Here is an 18,366-nt window from a genome sequence, read left to right as displayed (position 1 = left end):
CGCGCGTTTCAAACATCATCCAGCCAGCCGCCGCCAAGCAGCATCAGCAGTTTGGCGTCGATGGCCAGTCCGCGTTGGCGCGCTTCGGCTACCACCTGCCCCATGTGCGCCCGTTTTACGCGGCGCACGGTAATGTCTTCTCCCTCCACGCCGCCGCCCGGGCCGACCCGTGTTAGACCGCTTGCCAGAAGAAGCGTGAACCCTTCGCTGGTCAAACCAGGACTGGAAACGAATTCGCCGCAATTCCGCCAGGAACTGGCCGCGTAGCCGGTTTCTTCCTCGAGTTCGCGTCGGGCGGTCGCCAGAGGATCCTCGTCCGGGCCACTGTCGTCGTCGCCTATCAGGCCTGCCGGAAGTTCGAGGCTTTGGCGGCCCAACGGTACCCGATACTGCTCTATGAGGACGATCTCGTCCGCGTCGATCGGAACGATGACGGCGGCGCGGATATTGCGGGCGCGGCTGACATATTCCCATTTGCCGCAGGTCTTGGCGACGATCCATTCGCCCCGCCAGGCGATCTGTTCGGTCTCGGCCATTGCGGATCGCTAGGGCAGCGTCACAACTCGATCAAGCGATCGGGCAATTCGTTTTCATCATCCTCGGCGCGGGGGAAATGCTGCGACAGGATCTGCCCGACGTCGCGTACCCCGGCGGCGATGCCTTCGGCCGTGCGGCCTTCGCGAATTTCGAGAAGCATATCGGCCATTGCTTCCCCCCAGACCTCGGGCGGTACTATCTGAGCGATGGGTTCGTCAGCGACGATCTCCGCCCGGTGTTCGCGCATCGAGAGATAGAGGAGCACGCCCGTGCGGCCGTGCGTGCGGCGTTCCGCCCCGACCTTGAAGTGGCGCACGGCGTGGTCTCGGACCCGCTGCGACTTGGCCGGACCCGGAATGGCCGCAAACCGGATCGCGGGCACCAGCAGGAGCAGCCAGCTTGCGGTAAAGGCGACGAGACCCAGCGCGATGGTCATGCTGGCTGTTTCGCCGGTCGACCAGTCGTGCCCCCACCCGGCGAAATGGCTGTCCCAGAAATCGAGGAAGGGTTGCGGAAAGGCTGCAAACGCACTCATGACCGTAAATGTGATGGCTGCCGCCCAGGTAAGGGCGATGTCGGAATATCCATCCGAAGCGGCCGTGATCACCGGCACGATCTCTCCGCTCGTCGTCAGTTCGGCCTGCTTCACCGCGTCGGATACGATGGTGTGCTGGCGTTCGTCGAGCATCGCCATGCTCACCACCCCCCCGACGCGCCGCCGCCGCCGGACATGCCGCCTCCGAAACCGCCGAAGCCGCCGCCTCCGCCCCCGCCGCCGAAGCCCCCGCCACCGCCGAAGCCTCCGCCCCAGCCGCCACGACCCGATGCACCGCGCGCGATTGCCTTGCCCGCTTCCCAGAGCATGATGTCGCCCACGACCCCGCCAACGCCCGAACGGCGATAGCGTCGCCGCCGCCCCCTGCCGGACAGCATCGGCAGAATGAAGAAGAAGAACAGGAAGCCCAGCCAGATCAGCGTGCCGATGGGAAAGCCGCCATCGCTGCTGCGCCGGTTCTGTTCGGCGGCCTGTGCCGCCTCTTCGATAGCGACAGCGTCCTCCGGACTGTTCGCAAGATGGCTCAGTATGGCGTCCACCCCCTGCGTCACGCCCGCATCGAAATCGCCAGCCTTGAAACGGGGCGTGATGACATCGTTGATGACGCGGCCGGCCATGATGCCGCCGAAATAGGGGTGCAGACCGTAGCCGACCTCGATCCGCATCTTGCGCTCGTCTCGCGCGATCAGCAGCAGCAGACCGGTGTCGCGCTGCTCTCCGCCGATGCCCCATGTTTCGAACAGGTTCGTCGCATAGGGCTCGATCGTGCTGCCACCCAGATCCGGCACGGTGGCGACGATGATCGCATTGCCCGTCTCCCGGTTGTATTCCCGCAATCGCTGATCGAGACGTACCTCGGTGGCCGCCGAAAGCATGTCCGCCCCGTCATAGACCGGCCCATCCGGTCTGGGGGGAAAGTCGTACGTCTGTGCGTTTGCGCCCGTGGCATTTGCAGCGGAGAGCCATACGACTAGCAGGACTGCGAGCAGGCGTATCACCTCAATTGGCCGCCGCGGCCGGCTCCCGCGCGGATTCGTTGTCGTTGCTGGCCGCGCCCGTAGCGCCACTGCGATCGCCGGTGATTCCGCTCATGTCGACCTGCGGATTGCCCTGCGCCGCTTCGTCCGCCTCGAAATATTCCAGCGGCTCTGCCCCGTGAATCACGTTCGCGCCAATCGTGGAAGGAAAGGTACGGATTTCGGTATTGTAGTCGCGCGCCGCCTCGTTGTAGCGCACCCGCTCCGTATTGATGAGATTGTTAGCCTCGTCGATGGCCACCATCAGGTCCGCGAAACGCGGTTGGCTGGCGAGCTGGGGATAGTTTTCCACCACCGTGCGGAGCTGGCCCAGGGCTTGCGTAAGCTGGTTCTGCGCGTTCTGGAAACGCTGGAATTCCTCCGGGTTGGAAAGATCGTCCGTCGTGATGTTGATCGAAGTCGCGCGCGCGCGGGCGTCAGTGACTTCGGTGAGAATGTCGCGCTCTGATATCGCGGCGGCCTGTACCACCGAGACGAGATTTGGAATGAGATCCGAACGCCGCTGCAACGCGCTTTCGACATTGCCCCACTGCGCCTTCGCCGCTTCTTCCTTCTGCGGCACCGAATTGATGCCGCACGAAGCCAGAACCAGGGAACCGAGGACAAGAGCGGCCATGCGGAAGATAGGCTTGAACATCGCAGTATAACTCCGGGTCTATCGTGTATTAGACCTATAGCACGGTGTTCGCCGCAAACAAGCGAAGGCAGGGACTAGGCGTAAGCGCTCGAGGATGGCACGGACGGTCCGAATCTACCGAAAGGCCAGAGCAATGTTCAACGAGTTCAAGAAATTCATCGCCCGCGGAAACGTGCTCGATCTGGCGGTGGGAGTCATCATCGGCGCGGCCTTCGGCAAGATCGTGACGTCGCTCAACGAAAGCATCATCATGCCGATTATCGGCTGGATTTTCGGCGACGTGGATTTCTCCAACTATTTCATTCGACTGGGGCCGATCCCCGATGATTACGCAGGCAGCGTGCAGAATTACGCGCAACTCAAGGAAGCAGGCGTACCGATGATCGGATACGGCGATTTCATAACGCAGACGGTGGACTTCCTCATCATTGCGATAGCTCTGTTCATGCTGATCAGGCTGGTCAATCGCGTGCTCGACGAGATGCAGGAAAAGCAGAGGGAAACAGAGGATTCTTCCAAGTCCGACGAAGTGCCGACCGATCCCCAGCTCGACGTGCTGAAGGAGATTCTGGCAGAACTGAAGAGCTCTCCGGCCGATCCGGCCCCTTCACATTCGGCGTAAACGCGCTATATCGGACTTGCCGGCTTCGGTCGGCTATGGCGATAAATTGCGGTGTGCAATAGGCACAGCGGACCCGGGGGCAGTACCCGGCGGCTCCACCAGAACAGGCAATTCCCCGCCAGTTCTGACGGGGCCGAACCAGGATCGACGTGTGTTGAAAGGCACTGTTTTCGCCCGGGTTGAGAAACCCCGTAAAAAGCTCAAAACACACAAGTGCCAACGATAACGAAGCACTCGCCATCGCTGCGTAATTTTACGTCCTAACGGACTGAATTACAAAGCTAAAGCGCGGTTGGACCCACCGGGCAACAGAAGCGGATACCGGGGGCCCGGGGGAGCCTAGCAACAGAATCCCCCACTCATTCCATCACGGCCCGGAAAAGGGCGGCAAGGGTCCGGTCGGGCTCAGTCGGTATCGCCGCGCGTGCGCGCCGCGACCTTCTCCGCCTGTTCGAACTTCAGACAGTCGAGTATCTTCGCGCCGGCCATGAAGACCGCTCCGGTGCAGGCAAGGAACAGGGCCCAGCCGCCCCATCCGGGGTATTCGTGCAGGTAGGCCGTGCCGCGCGCCGTCGCGCCCAGCGCGAGCGCGTATATAATGAGGAAGGCTTCCCACCGTGTCTTGATGACGAACAACCGTGCGACCTTGCGAAACATCCGGACCCTTTCTTAACCCGCTGCATAGCAAATGCCGTGCCAGCCGCGGCGTTCCGGGAAGGAGCGTGGTTAAGAACGGGGCGGGTGTAAAGCCACCCGACGGTTGCGTCCCGAACTCAGACGAGTTCGGAAAGGTCCAGCGCACCCAACAGCCGGCGCCGCGCCTCCTGCACGGTTCCGGCAAGCTCCTGCGACCCGATCTGCGTGGGGTCGATATGGTCGGGCCAGCATTCGGCAATGACGGCTTCGATGGCGCTGGCCTTTGCCTCGTCGAGCATGAAGCGCTGATCGACGGTCGCAGGGTCCGCCACGACGCGCAGCCTCAGGCACGCGGGGCCGCCGCCATTGGCCATGGACTGCCGCACGTCGACGACCTTCACGTGCCGGATCGGACCGTTGCCCTTCAGCATGTCCTGCAACCAGGCCCAGACCGCTGCGTTCGCCTGGCATTCGGAGGGCACCACGAGCGTCTGTTCGCCCGAAGGCGGGGTCAGCAATTGAGCGTTGAACAGGTAGGAGGAGATCGCGTCCTCCAGGCCAATCCGGTCGGCCGGCACTTCAACGATCTGCAAGCCCGGGCAGGCGGTCCGCATGGCGTCGTAGGCCGGATCGGGATCGGCGAACGCCTGTTCGTGCGCGAACAGCACCCGCTCGTTCGCCACGGCGACGACATCGTTGTGGAAGGCGCCAGCGGCGATCGCTTCCGGGTTCTGCTCGATGAAGAGCGCGCGGTCCGGATCGAGCCCGTGCGACCGGGCGACGATGCGGCTGGCCTCGATGTGCTGGCGGGCGGGAAATCGACCTCCGGGCCGACCGTAGACGAACACTTCCGCTCCCGGCTCCGCGTGAGAGGTCGCGAAACGCATGTGGTTGGCCGCTCCCTCGTCTCCGAAACACGGTGGAACCGGTCCGTGTACGGCGAAATGCGCCTCGTCGGCGAAGGCCACGCGCAGTTGCGCCAGCGTGTCGGGCCATTCGTGGGTCCGATGCGGCATGGTAACAAGGTTCGCCACGGTCAGATGGCAGCGCCCGTCGGTGGTATCCGGGGCGGGGCTGACCGTCGCCGCATTGGCTGTCCACATGGAAGAGGCTGACCACGCGCCGGCGAGCAGCGCCGGATCGGTGGATGCGTCCACCGCCAGCTGTTCAAGCCACGCGGCGTCGGGGCGGGGAAGCGGCAGCAGGAAGCCCTGCGCCATGCCCATCGCCATATTGGCACGCATCTTGGCGATGCCCTGCAGGGCGGCGGCACGGGGAAAGGATCGCTCGCCGGCATTCTTCGTCGCAGCCAGATTGCCGAGGCTCAGCCCGGCGTAATTGTGGCTGGGGCCGACGATACCGTCGAAATTGATTTCGGTGAGTGTCACGCGTTCTCCCGGGGATTGCGAACAGGGGTCAGATCCGTTCGCCGGCGCATCGCGAAGACGCGCGGCACAAGCGGTCCGCAGCGGATAGGAAAGGCTTCAACGCGGTATGCTCCACACCGTTTCGCCCTCGCCGATCCGCAGCAATTCCGCCGTCTGCGCGTCGATCGCCACGCCCTCGCCGCGCAGTTCGCGCGCGCCGTAGCAGCACCGGAAATCCGCCATCTCGCCCGCGGCGATCAACGCCTTCTCTCCCTTGGCCAGCCCGCAGTCGACTGTTTCGCCGCAATGCGCGCCGGCGATTGATCTCACCGCGTCGGTGCGCGCCACCATCGTCGGGCCACCATCGAAGATGTCGACATAGCCCTCGTAGGAAAACCCCTCGTGCTCGAGCATCCGCATCGCCGCCCGTCCCGACGGGTGGGGCAGGCCGATGACCTTTCGGGCTTCGTCGTCCAGCATGGCGATGTAGACGGGGTGCTTGGGCATCAAGTCGGCGATGAACTGGTTGCCGTTGCTGGCGTTGAACTCGTCCGCTTCCTGGAAACTCATACCGAAGAACTTGCCGCCGATCGCATCCCAGAACGGCGACCCGCCGCGCTCGTCTATGATACCGCGAAGTTCGGCCAGGATGCGGTCGCCGAAGCGATGACGATGCGCGGCGATGAACAGATAGCGGCTGCGCGCCAGCAACAGGCCCAGCCCGCCGGCGCGCTCGCCGGGATGGAGGAACAGGCCGCCCACCTCGCTCGATCCGCCGAGATCGTTGACGAGGCTGAGCAACTCCGCGCTCATGGTGCGTTCCAGCTCGCGCGAATGCTGGGTCAGGCGGGTTATGCGATAGGAATAGAACGGCCAGTCATGACCCACGGCGGTGAAGACCTGGCACGTTCCGCGAACGTCGCGCGTTTCGGTATTTTGGAGAACCAGGACGAACGTTTCCGCGACGATCTCCTCACCCTCGCGCGCGAAAGCGGCTTCCGAGGCTTCCAGCTTGCCCGTGAGCGAATTGCGGTCGGGCGGGAGGTTGGTGAAACCCCCGCCGGTCAGCTTGGCCATCTCGTACAGGGCTTGCAGGTCGCCTGTATCGGCGGCGCGGATAACGAAGCTCATGCCAGCGACCCGCTCGCCAGCCGGTGCAGCACGATCGCGCTCAACCGCGCGCGTTCGGTCAGCGATGGAACGATCATGAACTCGTCGGGGGAATGGATCTTGCCCCCGCGCACGCCCATCGTATCGACGACGGGGACGCCCGTGGCGGCGATGTTGTTGCCATCGCAGACCCCGCCGGTCGCCTGCCAGCCGATCTGCTGGCCCAGCGCGGCGCCGGTATCGCGCACCAGGTCGAACAATTGCTGCGCTTTCGGATCGACGGGTTTGGGCGGGCGCGAGATGCCGCCGTGCTGTGCGATGGCAACGTCGTGCGCGGATTCGAGCATGCGCAGCAAAGCGCTGAGCGCGCTGGCGAATTCCTCGCCCGCAGCGGCCGTCCTGGGGCGAATGTTGAAGCGGAGGATCGCGTGGTCGGGGACGACGTTGTTGGCCGCCCCGCCTTCGATCCTTGCGGGGTTTACCGGCAGGTCGGAATGCTGCAATTCCTTCAGCCGCACCGCGCAGTCGGCTGCCGCGACCAGCGCGTTGCGTCCGTCCTCGGGATTGCGCCCGGCGTGGGCGGACCGACCGGTGAAGGTCAGCGTATAGTTGCCGCTTCCCCCGCGCGCGTGGGCGAGGGTTCCGTCGGGCAGGGCCGTTGGCTCGTAGGTCAGCGCCGCCGCCTTGCCGTGCGCCAGTTCGGCGATGAGCGCCGCCGAGGACAGCGACCCCGTCTCCTCGTCGGAATTGATCATCACGTCGTACCCGACACCGGCCGCCGCTTCGCTCGTCTCGAACGCGGTCAGCGCTTCCAGGATAACGGCGATCCCGGCCTTCATGTCGGCCGTTCCCGGCCCGTTCAGCGTCTCGTCGTCGATCCATTCGAGCGACTGGAAGGGATGATCGGCAGGATACACGGTATCCATGTGCCCGGTGAGAAGAAAGCGGCGCTCGGCTGCCGGTCGGACCTGGCATACCAGATGCCTGCCATGCGGCTTGTCCCGATGCGAACCGTCCTCCTCCACGGCGGTGACGCGGGCTGGCTCGTACAGCGTTACCTCGCCCGGCAGGCCCGAGAACGCGTCGGAAAGCTTGTCTGCCATCCGGGCGAGTCCATCGAGATTGCCTGTTCCCGAATTGATGGCGGCCCATTCCTGCGTACGCGCGAGCATGCGCTGCTGATCAATGTCGGCGATTAGCTCGCGCTCTGTCTGGGAAAGCTCTCTCATGGCCGGCGTGTAACGCAGCGCCGACGGCGGGCCAAGGGGCGGATGGCTCACGGCCCGCCGTTAACCCGATCCTAGGCATTGTCCCACAATGCTTGCGGCCCGCATCTACGTTGCGGCGGGGCATCGGATGGAAAGGCCCATGCACACCTTGGACAATGCCCGAAACGACCCGCGCGCCGGCACGATGCTGCGTGCGACCGTGCGCGATGGGCGGGGTCTGCGCGAGTTCGCCGTGGCGGACCTTTCCTCGCGCGGCCTGATGGGTCGCCTCGAGCATCCGCCCGGGCGGGGCGAATTCGTGGAACTGAAAGTCTCGGGTCATATCCTGGCCGGGCACGTGCGCTGGGTGAAGGGTCCGCTCTTCGGCGTGGCCCTGCGCGACCGGGTCGATGTCGCGCGCGTTCTCGGGGGCAAGCCCCCGCCCCGCAGCCCGACCACGACGGTCGCACAGATGCAGCCGCCGCAGACGCTGGTTCGCACGGTAGCGTCCTACTGCGTGATGGCGCTGGCAGCGGGATGCGCGGCCTACGTTATCGCGGACCTGTTCATCCTGTAGCAGAACCGTCGCCGATCGCCCGGGCGATCTTCACGAACTCGTCGATCGTCAGGGTTTCCGCCCGCCGCGTGGAGTCTATCCCGCTCCGATCGAGCGCGGACAGGGCGCCGGGCACGGACTTCAGGCTTTGTCGCAGCATCTTGCGTCGCTGGCCGAAGGCGGCCTCCGTCACGCGTTCGAGCGTGCGCGCGGATAGGCCGGCGGGCATGGCGTCCGGCTCGACATGCACGATTGCGCTCATCACCTTGGGCGGCGGGGTGAAGGCGCTGCGGTGGACCTTCATCGCCAGCCTCGCACGCGCGCGCCACCCGGCCAGCACGGCGAGACGCCCGTAGGCCGATGTTCCGGGCGCCGCGACGATACGCTGGGCGACCTCCTGCTGGAACATCAGCGTCAGGCTCGTCCAGGCGGGCGGCCATTCGGCCCCCCCCATCCAGCGAATGAACAGTGCGGTGCCGATATTGTAGGGCAGGTTGGCGACCACGGCGAAAGGCTCATCCATGATCGCCGCATGATCGACGGCAAGGGCGTCATCCTCGATCACGCGCAGCCTGCCGGGAAAGGCGTCGCCCAACTCGGCGAGCGCGGGGATGCAGCGCGCGTCGCGCTCGATCGCGGTCACGCGCGCACCGGCGCGCAACAGGGCACGGGTCAGGCCGCCAGGTCCGGGACCGATCTCGAGCACGGCGCGGTTCGCAAGGCCCCCGGGAACGGCCGCGATCCGGGCAAGAAGCTGCTCGTCGAACAGGAAGTTCTGACCCAGCGCCTTCGAGGCGGATAGGCCATGCGCAGCGATGACGTCTCGCAAGGGGGGCAGGGTATCGCTCACCTTTGGCTCCGTGTCGGTCAGCGGCTTCTTCGCCGCGCGATGTCTGCCGCCATGCGGATCGCTGCAATCATGGCCTCGGGACGCGCGGTGCCCTTGCCGGCGATATCGAACGCCGTGCCGTGGTCGGGGGAGGTGCGCACGATCGGCAGACCGAGCGTGACGTTCACCCCCTCGTCGAAATCGAGCGCCTTGATCGGCACGAGCGCCTGGTCGTGATACATGGCGATGGCGACATCGTAGCTGCCGCGCTTGTGCGGGGCGAACAACGTATCGGCGGGATGAGGGCCAGTGGCGTCGATCCCCTCGGCACGAAGCCGGGCAATGGCGGGCGCGATGATCGTGGCTTCCTCCGATCCCATGCGCCCATCCTCGCCCGCGTGGGGGTTCAACCCGGCGATCGCGAGGCGCGGCCTGGCGATACCGAAATCGGTCGTGAGCGCACGGGCGACAATGCGGCTGCGCGTGACGATCAGTTCCGACGAGAGGCGCGCCGGCACATCGGCGAGCGCGCAGTGGACCGTCATCGGCACAGTGCGCAGCGACGGCCCGGCGAGCATCATCACCGCGTCGTCCGCCGGCAGGCCGCAGGCGGCGGCGAGAAATTCGGTCTGTCCGACGAAACCCGGTGCGATCTGCGCGATGGCCGACTTGGCGACGGGCGCGGTGACGACGGCGGCGGTGTGGCCGGCCTTTACCCGGTCGATGGCAGATTCCAGTGCGACCAGTGCCATTTCCGCACCCGCCCGGTCGGGTTCGCCAGGCCGGTATCGGTATCCGCGAAAAGCGTCGTCGATCACGGGCAGGGCGTCGGGCCAGATGCCTTCCACGCCGCGATGGTTCAGTTCGCTCCACGCCAGGTCGATACCGCAGGCGACCGCGGCATCGCCAATGACGGCACCAGAGCCGATGACGACGAACGGCGGCAACGCCAGCTCGAACCGCTGGGCGAAGGCGCGGGCGATGATCTCCGGGCCGACCCCCGCCGGGTCTCCGATGGATACGGCGAGGGGAAGGTCGCTCACGCCGCTCAGTTGTACTCGATTACCGCGTCGCGCCTGAGGTCGCGCAGATAACGCTGGGCGCGGCGATTGATTCGCTCGTCCTCCATCTGCGCCATGAGCTGATCGGTCGTCGGGCCGACAGCTTCGGCCGGATCGTCCCGCCCGCACAGCATAAGCACCCGAATGCCCTCCTCCAGCACACCGAAGGGCGGCGTCGTCTGCCCGACATTGAGGTTGAGCAGGATCGGCTGCAACTGCTCCGGCAGCGCGCGCACGGCAATCTCGTCATTGTCGACCGTCGTGGCTCCGAGCGCCGCGGCGCGCGCGTCGGCGTCGCCGCAACCCTGGAACGACTGCACTTCCTGCATGAAGGCGTTTCCGCGCTGTTCGATCTCGGCATCGGACAGACCTTCCGGCCAGTCGATGGAAATCTGCTTCAGCGACAGGACGGCATCGCGCGGGTCGGCCATGCCGATCTGGCGCTGGTCGATCATCAGCAGGATCGAATAACCGCCCGGGATTTGCAACGGTCCTACCAGCTGGCCGGGCGACATCTGCGCGGCGGCGGTTTCCAGCTGCGCGTTCTGCAATTGCTCCAGCCTGATCCAGCCAAGATCGCCACCGACGATGGCGCTCGACGCCTGGGAATACTGCCGCGCATAGGCGACGAAGCTGCCGCCCTCGCGCAATTGCTGGACGATCTGCTGCGCGTTCGCCAGCACCTGCTCGCTATTGGCGGGGGTGGCCGCGAGAAAAATCTCTCCGAGCCGGTACTCCGTCGTCCCGCGCGATGCTTCGAGGCGCTCCTTCAATTCGGTCACCTCGCCTTCCGATACGTTCACGAAGGGCGCGACGTTGCGGCGCAGCAGCCTGTCCCACGCCAGTTCCCCCTGGATCTGGCGCTTGATCGAATTCGGCGAGGAGCCGACCGAGCGCAGATAGGCATCGAGTTCCTCGGGCGACATCCCGCGCCCCTCGCGCGCGAAGCGCTCATAGGCCGATTTCACCTCTTCTTCGGTAACCGGCATGTCCTGCGCGGCGGCTTCCTGCACCTGCAGGGTTTCGTCGATCAGATTGCGCAGAACCTGCAAACGCAGCCCCTGCATGTCCTCCTGCGACAGCTGCACGTCCGGCTGCGCCGACAGGATGAGAGCGACCCGGTCGTCGATCTCCGTCCCGGTGATGATATTCCCGTTCACCCGCGCCGTCGCGCTGCGATCGTTCGGGTTGTCCTGCCGGGCGATGAAGGAGATATCTTCGGGAAAATTGAACGCATCGCTGCTGCTGACGGCGGCCTGCGCCAGCACCGGCGTTGCGCAAAGCGCGCCTGAAACGAGCGAAACAAGCCCCAGTTGCAAGGTCGTCTTGGCGAAAAATCTCACGTCATGCACCCTAATCTGCTTCATCGGCGCAGGAATTGCGCCCCGTAAATCGCAAGGCTCGCCTTGGCGAGCGGCGGCTTAACGGTAGCTGAGCCTCGCGCCCTAGCGAAGCGCGCAGAAAACGGCAATCCGGACCGATCAGCGAAAACCGAGATTGCGCAGTCGGAAATAGATGCGGAAAGAATTGCCGTTCTGTGCGTCGGCAAGCTGAATGTAGTCGCGGCGCCAGGTTACGCCGAATTCGAGGCAGTCGTCAGCGTAAGCGACGCCCAGCCGCGTGCGAAGGGGTTCGAATCCGTCGGCCGAGAAGGTCGGATCTTCCTCCCGGTCTGTCAGGTTGACGACCGCGGAACCGAAGACCGACCAGTATCGCTGGAACGCGAGGCGTCCGGCGAGGCGCAGTTCCTCGCGGTCCTGCAGATCCTGAAACAGCGGGTCGATGTCGCGGTTGAGGCGCAGGTAGCCGATCTCGGCATAGGTGCGCGCCGACCCCACGGTGGCGTCCACCTCGTTGCGCCGTACCGCGAAACTGTCCTTGTCGAGACGGAACCGGTGGGTGAACTGGATGAAGTCGCGGTAACGGATCTTGGTGCGGCCGACGAAATCGGAAAACTGTTCGTTGAGACCGGTTCCGTCCGGAAACAGATTCGGCTCGTCGGAAAGCCGGTAGGACTGGCCCACGGTGGTTTCCACGCGCCATCCGGGCCGGTTCACTTCCCAGTCGATGCCGTAGGTCAGCCTCACGCCGTCTTCCACGCGGTCGTAACCGGGAAAACGGTTGAGCGCGAAAAGGTTGGAATCCTCCAGATCGATGGCGCGCGCATCCTCGTTCGGTATCGCGAGGTTGCGGATATCGGGTGCCGCGACGAGTTGGACCCGCGGCGTCAGCGTCTGCGTGCCGCCGAACGCGCTGCCGATGAGGGGCCACTTCACATCGAGAGCGCCGATCGCGACGGCGCGACCCTGCCAGCCGGGCTGACCGGAATAGAGCGGCACCGGATTGAGTGCGTTCCCGTCGGAATGATAGATGTCGCCCCGTGCGAGCGCGGTGAACGTCACCTCCTGTCCCCAGCGCGTTATTCGCCGCAAGTCCCACTGGGCCCTGGCGAAGGCGCGCTGCGTGTCCTGCCCGTCGCCGCGGGTGACCGCCAGCGTGTTGGCCTGGAGTTCGATGTCGCCGCCCAGCACGGGATCGTCGAGCAGGTAACGCGCGTCGATCAGCGGCAGCGCGAGCGGAACCTGACCTTGCGGCGTATCGACCAGCAGCGCCTGCGTCGCCCAGCCGGACAGGGAAAGGTAGGACCGGTCATCGATCCGCTCGAGTTCGACCATCGAGCGGATGCGATCCTCGCGGCTTATGTCGTAGCGGCGCAGAAAGGTCCGGTCGCTGGCAATGCGCAGCGATCCGGTCGCCGTCCAGTGCTCGCCGATCTGGAAGCGTCCGTTGGAAAAAACGTAGCCGCGAAGGCCATCCTCGCTGATGAGCCGCTGCGATCCGAGCGGTATGCGCGAGCCGTGGGTAATGTAGCCGGTGACCTGGAAGGCTCCGTTGCCGGTCAGATGGCGGTACTGGGCCGAGGCCATCGGTGCCGCCTCGGTATAGACATAGGCCGACAGCGTCAGGTCGCGATTGTCGGCCAGCCGCATGTAATAGCTGTCGCTGATCTCGATGCCGTTCGATGCCGTGATGCCGACATCGGGGATGAAGATCCCTGAATTGGCCCCGCCGCCCGCACGGATCGTCAGCCCGGGCAGCGGCAGCACCCGGGCGCCGAACAGTTCGAGATAGGCATCGCGGAAACGAATCTTGTCCGTCGCCGAATCATAAGTCACACGTTCGGCGGTCAGGCGCCAGCTTGGGCGTTTCGGGCACCCGCTCCCCGTCTCTACCGCGCAAGACGAGTAGGCCGCCCGGGTCAGGGCGATATCGCCCGCCTCGTCGCGCCGTGCCTGTTCCGCCGCCAGCCGCCCGCCTTCCTGGAAGACAAGTAGCAGGTTGTCCATCGCCCCTGCTTCCAGTTCGTCCGTCAGCACGAGGCGATCGGTGAAAAGCTGGTTGCCGTCCTCGTCGACGAAGCGGATATCGCCGGTGGCGACGATCTCTCCTGTCAGGCGGTTCCAGGTTACCGCGTCCGCGCGCACCGACTGATCGCCCGAGCGAATGAAGACGTTGCCCGACGCGGTGACGGTTTCGGTCGTCGAATCGTATTCAAGCTCGTTCGCCTCGAAGGCGATTTGCCGCTCCCCCGCCGCGTTGAATTGGGGAAGGACAGGCGGGGCGGGTACGGACCCGTCATCCGGCAACCGCGCATCGAGGATGTCGTCCTCGACCGGATTGTCCTGTGCCGTATCGACACCGGGGGCCGCACCGGCCTGGGCCAGAACCGAACAGGGGAGGCCCAGCAGCAGCGCTGCGACGATTCCCGCCAGCGGCAAGCGCAAGGGTACGGCTTGCGGCGCGAAGGGCTGGCCGATGGGCATGGCTTGCCTATTGCACCGCGCGACCGTAATCGCAACGCAACATTGCAGGCGCGATTTCACGCGCCATCTATGCACCCCGCACAGTCATTCCCGGAGCTTACATGAAGATCGAATTTCGCGATTCCGCCACCGACACGCCCCGCCTGCTCGCCCGTATCGTCGATCAGGACAAGGTGCCCGGCGATCTGCCGCGCGCCGTAGCGGAAGGTGCGAAGGCATCGCGGTTCACCGGCAAGGCCGGACAGGTGTTCGACGGGTTCGCGCAAAACGGCGATGCGGTGACCCGCGTGGCCCTGGCCGGGGCGGGCAAACCGGACGACGAAGGGCGCATCGCGGCGCTGGAACGCGCCGGCGCGGCGCTGACCGCGAAATATCTCGTCAGCGGAGAGACGGAACTGGTTCTCGATGCCGGTGCAAGCGGGCTCGATGCTCGTGAGACTGCCGCCGTGCTGACGGGGATGCGGCTTCGCGCCTGGCGCTGGGATCAGTACCGCACCAGGCTCCGCGACGAACAGAAGCCCACTCTTGCGTCGGTCATGGTGCGTGGCTCGCCCGATGGGACACACGGCGAATGGGCGGATGCGCAAGCTGTTGCCGCCGGCGTGGAATTCACCCGCGAACTGGTCTCCGAACCGGCCAATATCATCTACCCCGAAAGCTTCGTCGAACGCTGTCGCAAGCGGTTCGACGGCACGGGCGTCACCATCCGCGTGCTCGACGAGGCCGAAATGCGCGACCTCGGCATGGGCGCGCTGCTCGGCGTCAGCCAGGGATCGCAGCGTGAAGGCAGGCTCCTCGCGATCGAATGGATGGGTGGCCGCGAGGGCGATGCGCCCACGGTTTTCGTGGGCAAGGGCGTCACTTTCGATTCGGGCGGCATCTCCATCAAGCCCGGCGCCGGCATGGAGGACATGAAATGGGACATGGGCGGCGCGGGCGCCGTCGCCGGCGCGATGCTGGCGCTGGCCGGTCGCAAGGCCAAGGCCAACGTGATCGGCGTGTGCGGTCTCGTCGAGAACATGCCCGACGGCAATGCCATGCGCCCCAGCGACGTCGTCACCACCATGAGCGGGCAGACGGTCGAGGTCATCAATACCGATGCCGAGGGTCGGCTGGTGTTGTGCGACGCACTGACCTGGGTCCAGCGCGAATACAGCCCCAAGACCATCGTCGATTTCGCCACGCTGACCGGTGCGATGCTCGTCGCGCTGGGGACCGAGCATGCGGGCGTATTCTCGAATGACGATGCGCTGGCCGACAGCCTGCTCGCGGCGGGCCGCGAAACGGGCGACAAGCTGTGGCGCATGCCGTTATCGCCCGCCTACGACAAGCTGCTCGACAGTCAGATCGCCGACATGAAGAACGTCGGTCCGCGCTTCGCCGGCTCGATCACCGCGGCGCAGTATCTTCAGCGCTTTATCGAAGACGGCGTGAACTGGGCGCATTGCGACGTTGCCGGTATGGTCTGGGCGGACAAGCCCGGCGCAACGTGGGACAAGGGTGCCACCGGATACGGCGTCCGCCTGATCGACCGCCTCGTGCGCGACACCATCGAGGGGTAGGGTTCGCGTGGGCAGGATGCGCAAGAAGGCAGACCTGCCCACGAAGACCTGCGCTGGCTGCGGTCTGCCTTTCGCCTGGCGGAAGAAGTGGGAGCGGGATTGGCCTTCTGTGCGCTATTGTTCCGAACGCTGCCGGCGCGGCAGGAGCGGTCCTTCCTGATGCGCGTCGATTTCTACCGGCTTTCTACTGACCCCCGAGCCGCCGCGATTGCCTTGCTGGCGCGAAAGTCGCGCGAGGCGGGCAAGCGCCTGCTGATCGTCGCCGAGGGCGAAGCGTTGCTCGAAGAGATATCGAAAGCGCTGTGGGAGAGTGCCCCCGAGAGCTTTCTCGCCCACGGCATCGCCGGGTCGGGGGACGAGGCCGATCAGCCGATATTGCTGGCGCAGGAGGTCGCGGCCAACAACAAGGCGGCCATCCTGCTTCTCGCCGACGGCCAGTGGCGCCACCCCGGGGACGGGTTCGAGCGGGTGCTGTATGTGTTCGACGATGCCACGATCGACGGCGCGCGGTCGACCTGGCGCGATCTCGCCGGTCGCGAAGACATCGAACGCAAATTCTGGAAAACCCAGGCCGGTCGCTGGGTCGAGGGACCGTAGGAGAATTTCGTAATGCAAAGGGCCGCGCTTTTCCTGGCCGCGCTGCTGGCTCTGCCCGCCTGCACGTCCGAGCCGGACCAGGTGCCGCAGGACGCCGCTGCGTCTGACGCGGGCATGACCGCCGAGTTTTCCAACGGCAATGGCGGGACGATGACGCTCAACCGGAAGGAAGGCCAGACTCCCGACCTGCCAACGGGGTTCTCGATCCATGAAGACGCGAGGGTAACGGCGACGGCGACCATGTCCGACGACGCGGGTTCGGGACAGATGATCGGTTTCGACAGCCCCGCCTCGCCCGCCGATATCGTAGCGCACTACCGCGACGAGGCCGAGGCCGCCGGGTATGTCATCGCATCGCGCGACCGCGCCGATATCGGAGCCGGATTCATCGCTCGGCGCGAAGATGGGGCGGAGCTCTTCGTGCAGTCGGTGAATGCCGGCGGCGGTTCGCAAACGCAGCTGACCTTCTATCGGACCGGCGCCTGAGGTTGCGCAGGCTTGCCCAAACGCCGGTCGGGCGCTAGGGGCGCGCGCAATCCCGCAACCTTCCGAAAATACTGTAAGGACAATCCAGATGGCGGTTACCCGCACCTTTTCGATCATCAAGCCCGATGCCACCCGCCGCAACCTGACCGGCGCGGTTACCAAGATGCTGGAAGATGCTGGCCTGCGCGTCGTCGCATCGAAGCGCATCATGATGTCCAGGGACCAGGCAGAAGGGTTCTACGCCGTCCACAAGGAGCGGCCCTTCTTCGGTGAACTGGTGGACTTCATGACCAGCGGCCCCGTGGTCGTCCAAGTCCTCGAAGGCGAGGATGCGGTCAAGCGCAACCGCGCCGTGATGGGTGCGACCAATCCCGCCGATGCCGAAGAGGGCACGATCCGCAAGACCTATGCCGAAAGCATTGAAGCCAATTCGGTCCACGGTTCCGACAGTGACGAGAACGCGGCGACCGAGATCGCCTATTTCTTCGACAAAGACGAGATCGTCGGCTGACGACGGCCGTATTGCTGTTATCGCGAGGGCCCGGTCGACTGATCGGGCTCTTTTCGTGTCAGGCCTGCGCTCCGGCGAACTTGCGCCAAGCGGCACCGTGCTGCCGGTGGGGCGCTTCGGATGATCGTCCCGTCTCGGCCTGCATGGCTTCAAGTGCCGCCGGGGTCAGGACCAGCTTCGCAGCGGTATAGATCCGGCGGATTTCCGCTTCCCAGTCTTCGTTGAGGGACTGGAAGTTGGCGAGGGCGAACGGGCCGCCGAAATCGTTCAGCGCGTCGTCCATCCGCTGTTCGCGCAGGGCGATCTTGCGTCGCACCTCCGACGCAATCCAGTCGCAATCCACGTTGTCGGACTGGATCGTCATCTGGTTGGCGACGAGCGATGCGCTGCTGCCTGCGGTATCGTCGGCATCCCGGCCGGTCCGCACGACGCGCGATTCCGGAAAGCGGGCAAGCAAGGCGGGCAGGTCTTCCGCAAACTGCGGCACCTTGAGCACGCGCGGCCTGTCGCTGTTGCCGTGGAAATGCGCGTCGGTCCTCAGGATACGCTCGAATTCGCGGTAGACGGGAGTCGCATCGCGCGCTTCGCTGAAAGCGGTGAACCCGGGCACGCGCCATTGCGTCTCGTAGGCGCAATGATCGAGCGCTGCCGCCAGCCAGCCAAGTTCCTCATCCGCCCGAGTTGTGCCGAAGGGGTGGATCGAATCAATCCAGGGATCGAGCCAGCGGGCCACCAGCAGCGACAGCGCGGACCAGGCGGGGCGCGTGTCCGGCCAGGCGGGAACCGGATGCCAGCTATCGCAGAACCGGGTTGCGGCGTGGGCCGGGTCGGCAGCCAGCAGACGGTGAATGCGCGTCGTACCCGATCGCATCTGGCCGACGACGATGATCGGGGCGGTCAGCTGACCCTCCAGTATTTCCGGACGATCGGCCCACAAGGCTCCGAGCAGCAGGCGCTGCCGGATCACGCGGGTCAGCTGGCCATGGGCGATCGTCCGGCCGAGCGGATTGAGCCGCGCTTCCGTGGTCAGCGAGCAGGCGAGACGTTCGAGGCGGAGCCGAAAATCGGCCGTGTCGTCTGCGCTGCGACCGGCTGCTTCGCCGCTGGCCGGTGCATCGCGCAACGCCTTTGACCACAGGGCGTCCGGATCGAGCGAAGGCCGTTCGCACCATCCCCTGCGCCAGAGCGATTCCAGCCAGTCATTCGCCTTGTCCACGCGAGGCGATCGCG

Annotated in this window: 20 protein-coding genes and 1 other RNA gene; 8 read left to right on the top strand and 13 right to left on the bottom strand. The window is 65.4% G+C overall.

Going from position 1 to position 18,366, the window contains the following annotated elements; all coding sequences use genetic code 11:
* Window positions 1–8 precede the first annotated feature (8 nt).
* From EG799_RS04225 to EG799_RS04210, 4 genes are read right to left on the bottom strand one after another with little or no spacing between them, the layout of a single operon-like run.
* On the bottom strand, window positions 9–536 hold the full coding sequence (locus tag EG799_RS04225; protein ID WP_123878845.1) for an NUDIX hydrolase: 528 nt from the start codon (window positions 534–536) through the stop codon (window positions 9–11).
* A 20-nt stretch (window positions 537–556) separates the two neighbouring features.
* Complete coding sequence (locus EG799_RS04220) at window positions 557–1,231, bottom strand: TPM domain-containing protein (RefSeq protein ID WP_123878843.1); 675 nt, start codon at window positions 1,229–1,231, stop codon at window positions 557–559.
* Between the two features lie 2 nt (window positions 1,232–1,233).
* Complete coding sequence (locus EG799_RS04215; protein ID WP_123878841.1) at window positions 1,234–2,091, bottom strand: TPM domain-containing protein; 858 nt, start codon at window positions 2,089–2,091, stop codon at window positions 1,234–1,236.
* A gap of 1 nt (window position 2,092) precedes the next feature.
* The gene (locus EG799_RS04210) at window positions 2,093–2,767 is read right to left on the bottom strand and encodes a LemA family protein (protein ID WP_123878839.1); all 675 of its coding nucleotides are present in this window, start codon (window positions 2,765–2,767) and stop codon (window positions 2,093–2,095) included.
* Window positions 2,768–2,900: 133 nt separating this feature from the next.
* Between EG799_RS04210 and mscL the strand changes: the two genes are divergently transcribed.
* Together mscL and ssrA are read left to right on the top strand one after the other, a co-directional pair.
* The gene (gene mscL / locus EG799_RS04205) at window positions 2,901–3,389 is read left to right on the top strand and encodes a large conductance mechanosensitive channel protein MscL (RefSeq protein WP_158611007.1); all 489 of its coding nucleotides are present in this window, start codon (window positions 2,901–2,903) and stop codon (window positions 3,387–3,389) included.
* Window positions 3,370–3,712, top strand: a transfer-messenger RNA (tmRNA) gene (ssrA, locus tag EG799_RS04200). Before mscL ends, ssrA begins: the two co-directional genes overlap by 20 nt.
* Window positions 3,713–3,794: 82 nt before the next feature.
* Here ssrA and EG799_RS04195 read toward each other — a convergent pair.
* The 4 genes from EG799_RS04195 to EG799_RS04180 form a co-directional block, all read right to left on the bottom strand.
* Complete coding sequence (locus EG799_RS04195) at window positions 3,795–4,046, bottom strand: hypothetical protein (protein ID WP_123878837.1); 252 nt, start codon at window positions 4,044–4,046, stop codon at window positions 3,795–3,797.
* A gap of 116 nt (window positions 4,047–4,162) precedes the next feature.
* Window positions 4,163–5,413: an N-succinylarginine dihydrolase gene (locus tag EG799_RS04190; protein ID WP_123878835.1), complete on the bottom strand. Its 1,251-nt coding sequence runs from the start codon at window positions 5,411–5,413 to the stop codon at window positions 4,163–4,165.
* 96 nt (window positions 5,414–5,509) lie between these two features.
* Window positions 5,510–6,523, bottom strand: coding sequence for an arginine N-succinyltransferase (locus EG799_RS04185; protein WP_123878833.1), 1,014 nt, complete (start codon window positions 6,521–6,523; stop codon window positions 5,510–5,512).
* Complete coding sequence (locus EG799_RS04180; RefSeq protein WP_123878831.1) at window positions 6,520–7,731, bottom strand: hydrolase; 1,212 nt, start codon at window positions 7,729–7,731, stop codon at window positions 6,520–6,522. The genes EG799_RS04185 and EG799_RS04180 overlap by 4 nt, the downstream gene beginning before the upstream one ends.
* A 139-nt stretch (window positions 7,732–7,870) precedes the next feature.
* On the opposite strand from EG799_RS04180, the gene EG799_RS04175 reads away from it, so the two are divergent.
* Entirely contained in the window at window positions 7,871–8,287 is a 417-nt protein-coding gene (locus EG799_RS04175; protein ID WP_158611006.1) for a PilZ domain-containing protein, read from the top strand.
* Here EG799_RS04175 and rsmA read toward each other — a convergent pair.
* The 4 genes from rsmA to EG799_RS04155 all read right to left on the bottom strand — a co-directional run bounded on the left by rsmA (window position 8,277) and on the right by EG799_RS04155 (window position 13,980).
* A complete protein-coding gene (rsmA, locus tag EG799_RS04170; protein ID WP_123878827.1) occupies window positions 8,277–9,116 on the bottom strand; it encodes a 16S rRNA (adenine(1518)-N(6)/adenine(1519)-N(6))-dimethyltransferase RsmA in 840 nt (279 codons plus the stop codon). The two genes, EG799_RS04175 and rsmA, sit on opposite strands and share 11 nt — an antisense overlap.
* Before the next feature lie 17 nt (window positions 9,117–9,133).
* Window positions 9,134–10,138 (bottom strand): 4-hydroxythreonine-4-phosphate dehydrogenase PdxA, encoded by a 1,005-nt coding sequence (gene pdxA, locus EG799_RS04165; RefSeq protein WP_407641217.1) that lies wholly within the window; start codon window positions 10,136–10,138, stop codon window positions 9,134–9,136.
* Window positions 10,139–10,143: 5 nt separating this feature from the next.
* On the bottom strand, window positions 10,144–11,499 hold the full coding sequence (locus EG799_RS04160) for a peptidylprolyl isomerase (RefSeq protein ID WP_234029007.1): 1,356 nt from the start codon (window positions 11,497–11,499) through the stop codon (window positions 10,144–10,146).
* A gap of 138 nt (window positions 11,500–11,637) precedes the next feature.
* The gene (locus EG799_RS04155) at window positions 11,638–13,980 is read right to left on the bottom strand and encodes an LPS-assembly protein LptD (protein ID WP_123878822.1); all 2,343 of its coding nucleotides are present in this window, start codon (window positions 13,978–13,980) and stop codon (window positions 11,638–11,640) included.
* A gap of 101 nt (window positions 13,981–14,081) precedes the next feature.
* Here EG799_RS04155 and EG799_RS04150 point away from each other — a divergent pair, with 101 nt between their 5' ends.
* The 5 genes from EG799_RS04150 to ndk all read left to right on the top strand — a co-directional run bounded on the left by EG799_RS04150 (window position 14,082) and on the right by ndk (window position 17,136).
* A complete protein-coding gene (locus EG799_RS04150) occupies window positions 14,082–15,542 on the top strand; it encodes a leucyl aminopeptidase (protein WP_123878820.1) in 1,461 nt (486 codons plus the stop codon).
* A gap of 16 nt (window positions 15,543–15,558) precedes the next feature.
* The gene (locus EG799_RS04145) at window positions 15,559–15,702 is read left to right on the top strand and encodes a DUF2256 domain-containing protein (protein ID WP_123882730.1); all 144 of its coding nucleotides are present in this window, start codon (window positions 15,559–15,561) and stop codon (window positions 15,700–15,702) included.
* Window positions 15,702–16,139: a DNA polymerase III subunit chi gene (locus EG799_RS04140; protein WP_123878818.1), complete on the top strand. Its 438-nt coding sequence runs from the start codon at window positions 15,702–15,704 to the stop codon at window positions 16,137–16,139. Before EG799_RS04145 ends, EG799_RS04140 begins: the two co-directional genes overlap by 1 nt.
* A 12-nt stretch (window positions 16,140–16,151) precedes the next feature.
* Window positions 16,152–16,625, top strand: coding sequence for a hypothetical protein (locus tag EG799_RS04135; RefSeq protein ID WP_123878816.1), 474 nt, complete (start codon window positions 16,152–16,154; stop codon window positions 16,623–16,625).
* An 88-nt stretch (window positions 16,626–16,713) separates the two neighbouring features.
* Window positions 16,714–17,136, top strand: a complete 423-nt coding sequence (gene ndk, locus EG799_RS04130) for a nucleoside-diphosphate kinase (protein ID WP_123878814.1) — start codon at window positions 16,714–16,716, stop codon at window positions 17,134–17,136.
* A gap of 58 nt (window positions 17,137–17,194) precedes the next feature.
* On the opposite strand, the gene EG799_RS04125 is transcribed toward ndk, so the two are convergent.
* Entirely contained in the window at window positions 17,195–18,352 is a 1,158-nt protein-coding gene (locus EG799_RS04125) for a sulfotransferase (protein WP_158611005.1), read from the bottom strand.
* Window positions 18,353–18,366 lie beyond the last annotated feature (14 nt).

The sequence above is a fragment of the Aurantiacibacter spongiae genome, assembly GCF_003815535.1.
In the GTDB taxonomy this organism is placed as follows: domain Bacteria; phylum Pseudomonadota; class Alphaproteobacteria; order Sphingomonadales; family Sphingomonadaceae; genus Alteraurantiacibacter; species Alteraurantiacibacter spongiae.
This window is presented reverse-complemented; position numbering and strand designations above follow the sequence as displayed.

Coding starts and splice junctions, on each gene's coding strand:
- EG799_RS04225 (WP_123878845.1), bottom strand. CDS start 536: ATGGCCGAGACCGAACAGATCGCCTGGCGGGGCGAATGGATCGTCGCC.
- EG799_RS04220 (WP_123878843.1), bottom strand. CDS start 1,231: ATGGCGATGCTCGACGAACGCCAGCACACCATCGTATCCGACGCGGTG.
- EG799_RS04210 (WP_123878839.1), bottom strand. CDS start 2,767: ATGTTCAAGCCTATCTTCCGCATGGCCGCTCTTGTCCTCGGTTCCCTG.
- mscL (WP_158611007.1), top strand. CDS start 2,901: ATGTTCAACGAGTTCAAGAAATTCATCGCCCGCGGAAACGTGCTCGAT.
- EG799_RS04195 (WP_123878837.1), bottom strand. CDS start 4,046: ATGTTTCGCAAGGTCGCACGGTTGTTCGTCATCAAGACACGGTGGGAA.
- EG799_RS04185 (WP_123878833.1), bottom strand. CDS start 6,523: ATGAGCTTCGTTATCCGCGCCGCCGATACAGGCGACCTGCAAGCCCTG.
- EG799_RS04180 (WP_123878831.1), bottom strand. CDS start 7,731: ATGAGAGAGCTTTCCCAGACAGAGCGCGAGCTAATCGCCGACATTGAT.
- EG799_RS04175 (WP_158611006.1), top strand. CDS start 7,871: ATGCACACCTTGGACAATGCCCGAAACGACCCGCGCGCCGGCACGATG.
- EG799_RS04155 (WP_123878822.1), bottom strand. CDS start 13,980: ATGCCCATCGGCCAGCCCTTCGCGCCGCAAGCCGTACCCTTGCGCTTG.
- EG799_RS04150 (WP_123878820.1), top strand. CDS start 14,082: ATGAAGATCGAATTTCGCGATTCCGCCACCGACACGCCCCGCCTGCTC.
- EG799_RS04145 (WP_123882730.1), top strand. CDS start 15,559: ATGCGCAAGAAGGCAGACCTGCCCACGAAGACCTGCGCTGGCTGCGGT.
- EG799_RS04140 (WP_123878818.1), top strand. CDS start 15,702: ATGCGCGTCGATTTCTACCGGCTTTCTACTGACCCCCGAGCCGCCGCG.
- EG799_RS04135 (WP_123878816.1), top strand. CDS start 16,152: ATGCAAAGGGCCGCGCTTTTCCTGGCCGCGCTGCTGGCTCTGCCCGCC.
- ndk (WP_123878814.1), top strand. CDS start 16,714: ATGGCGGTTACCCGCACCTTTTCGATCATCAAGCCCGATGCCACCCGC.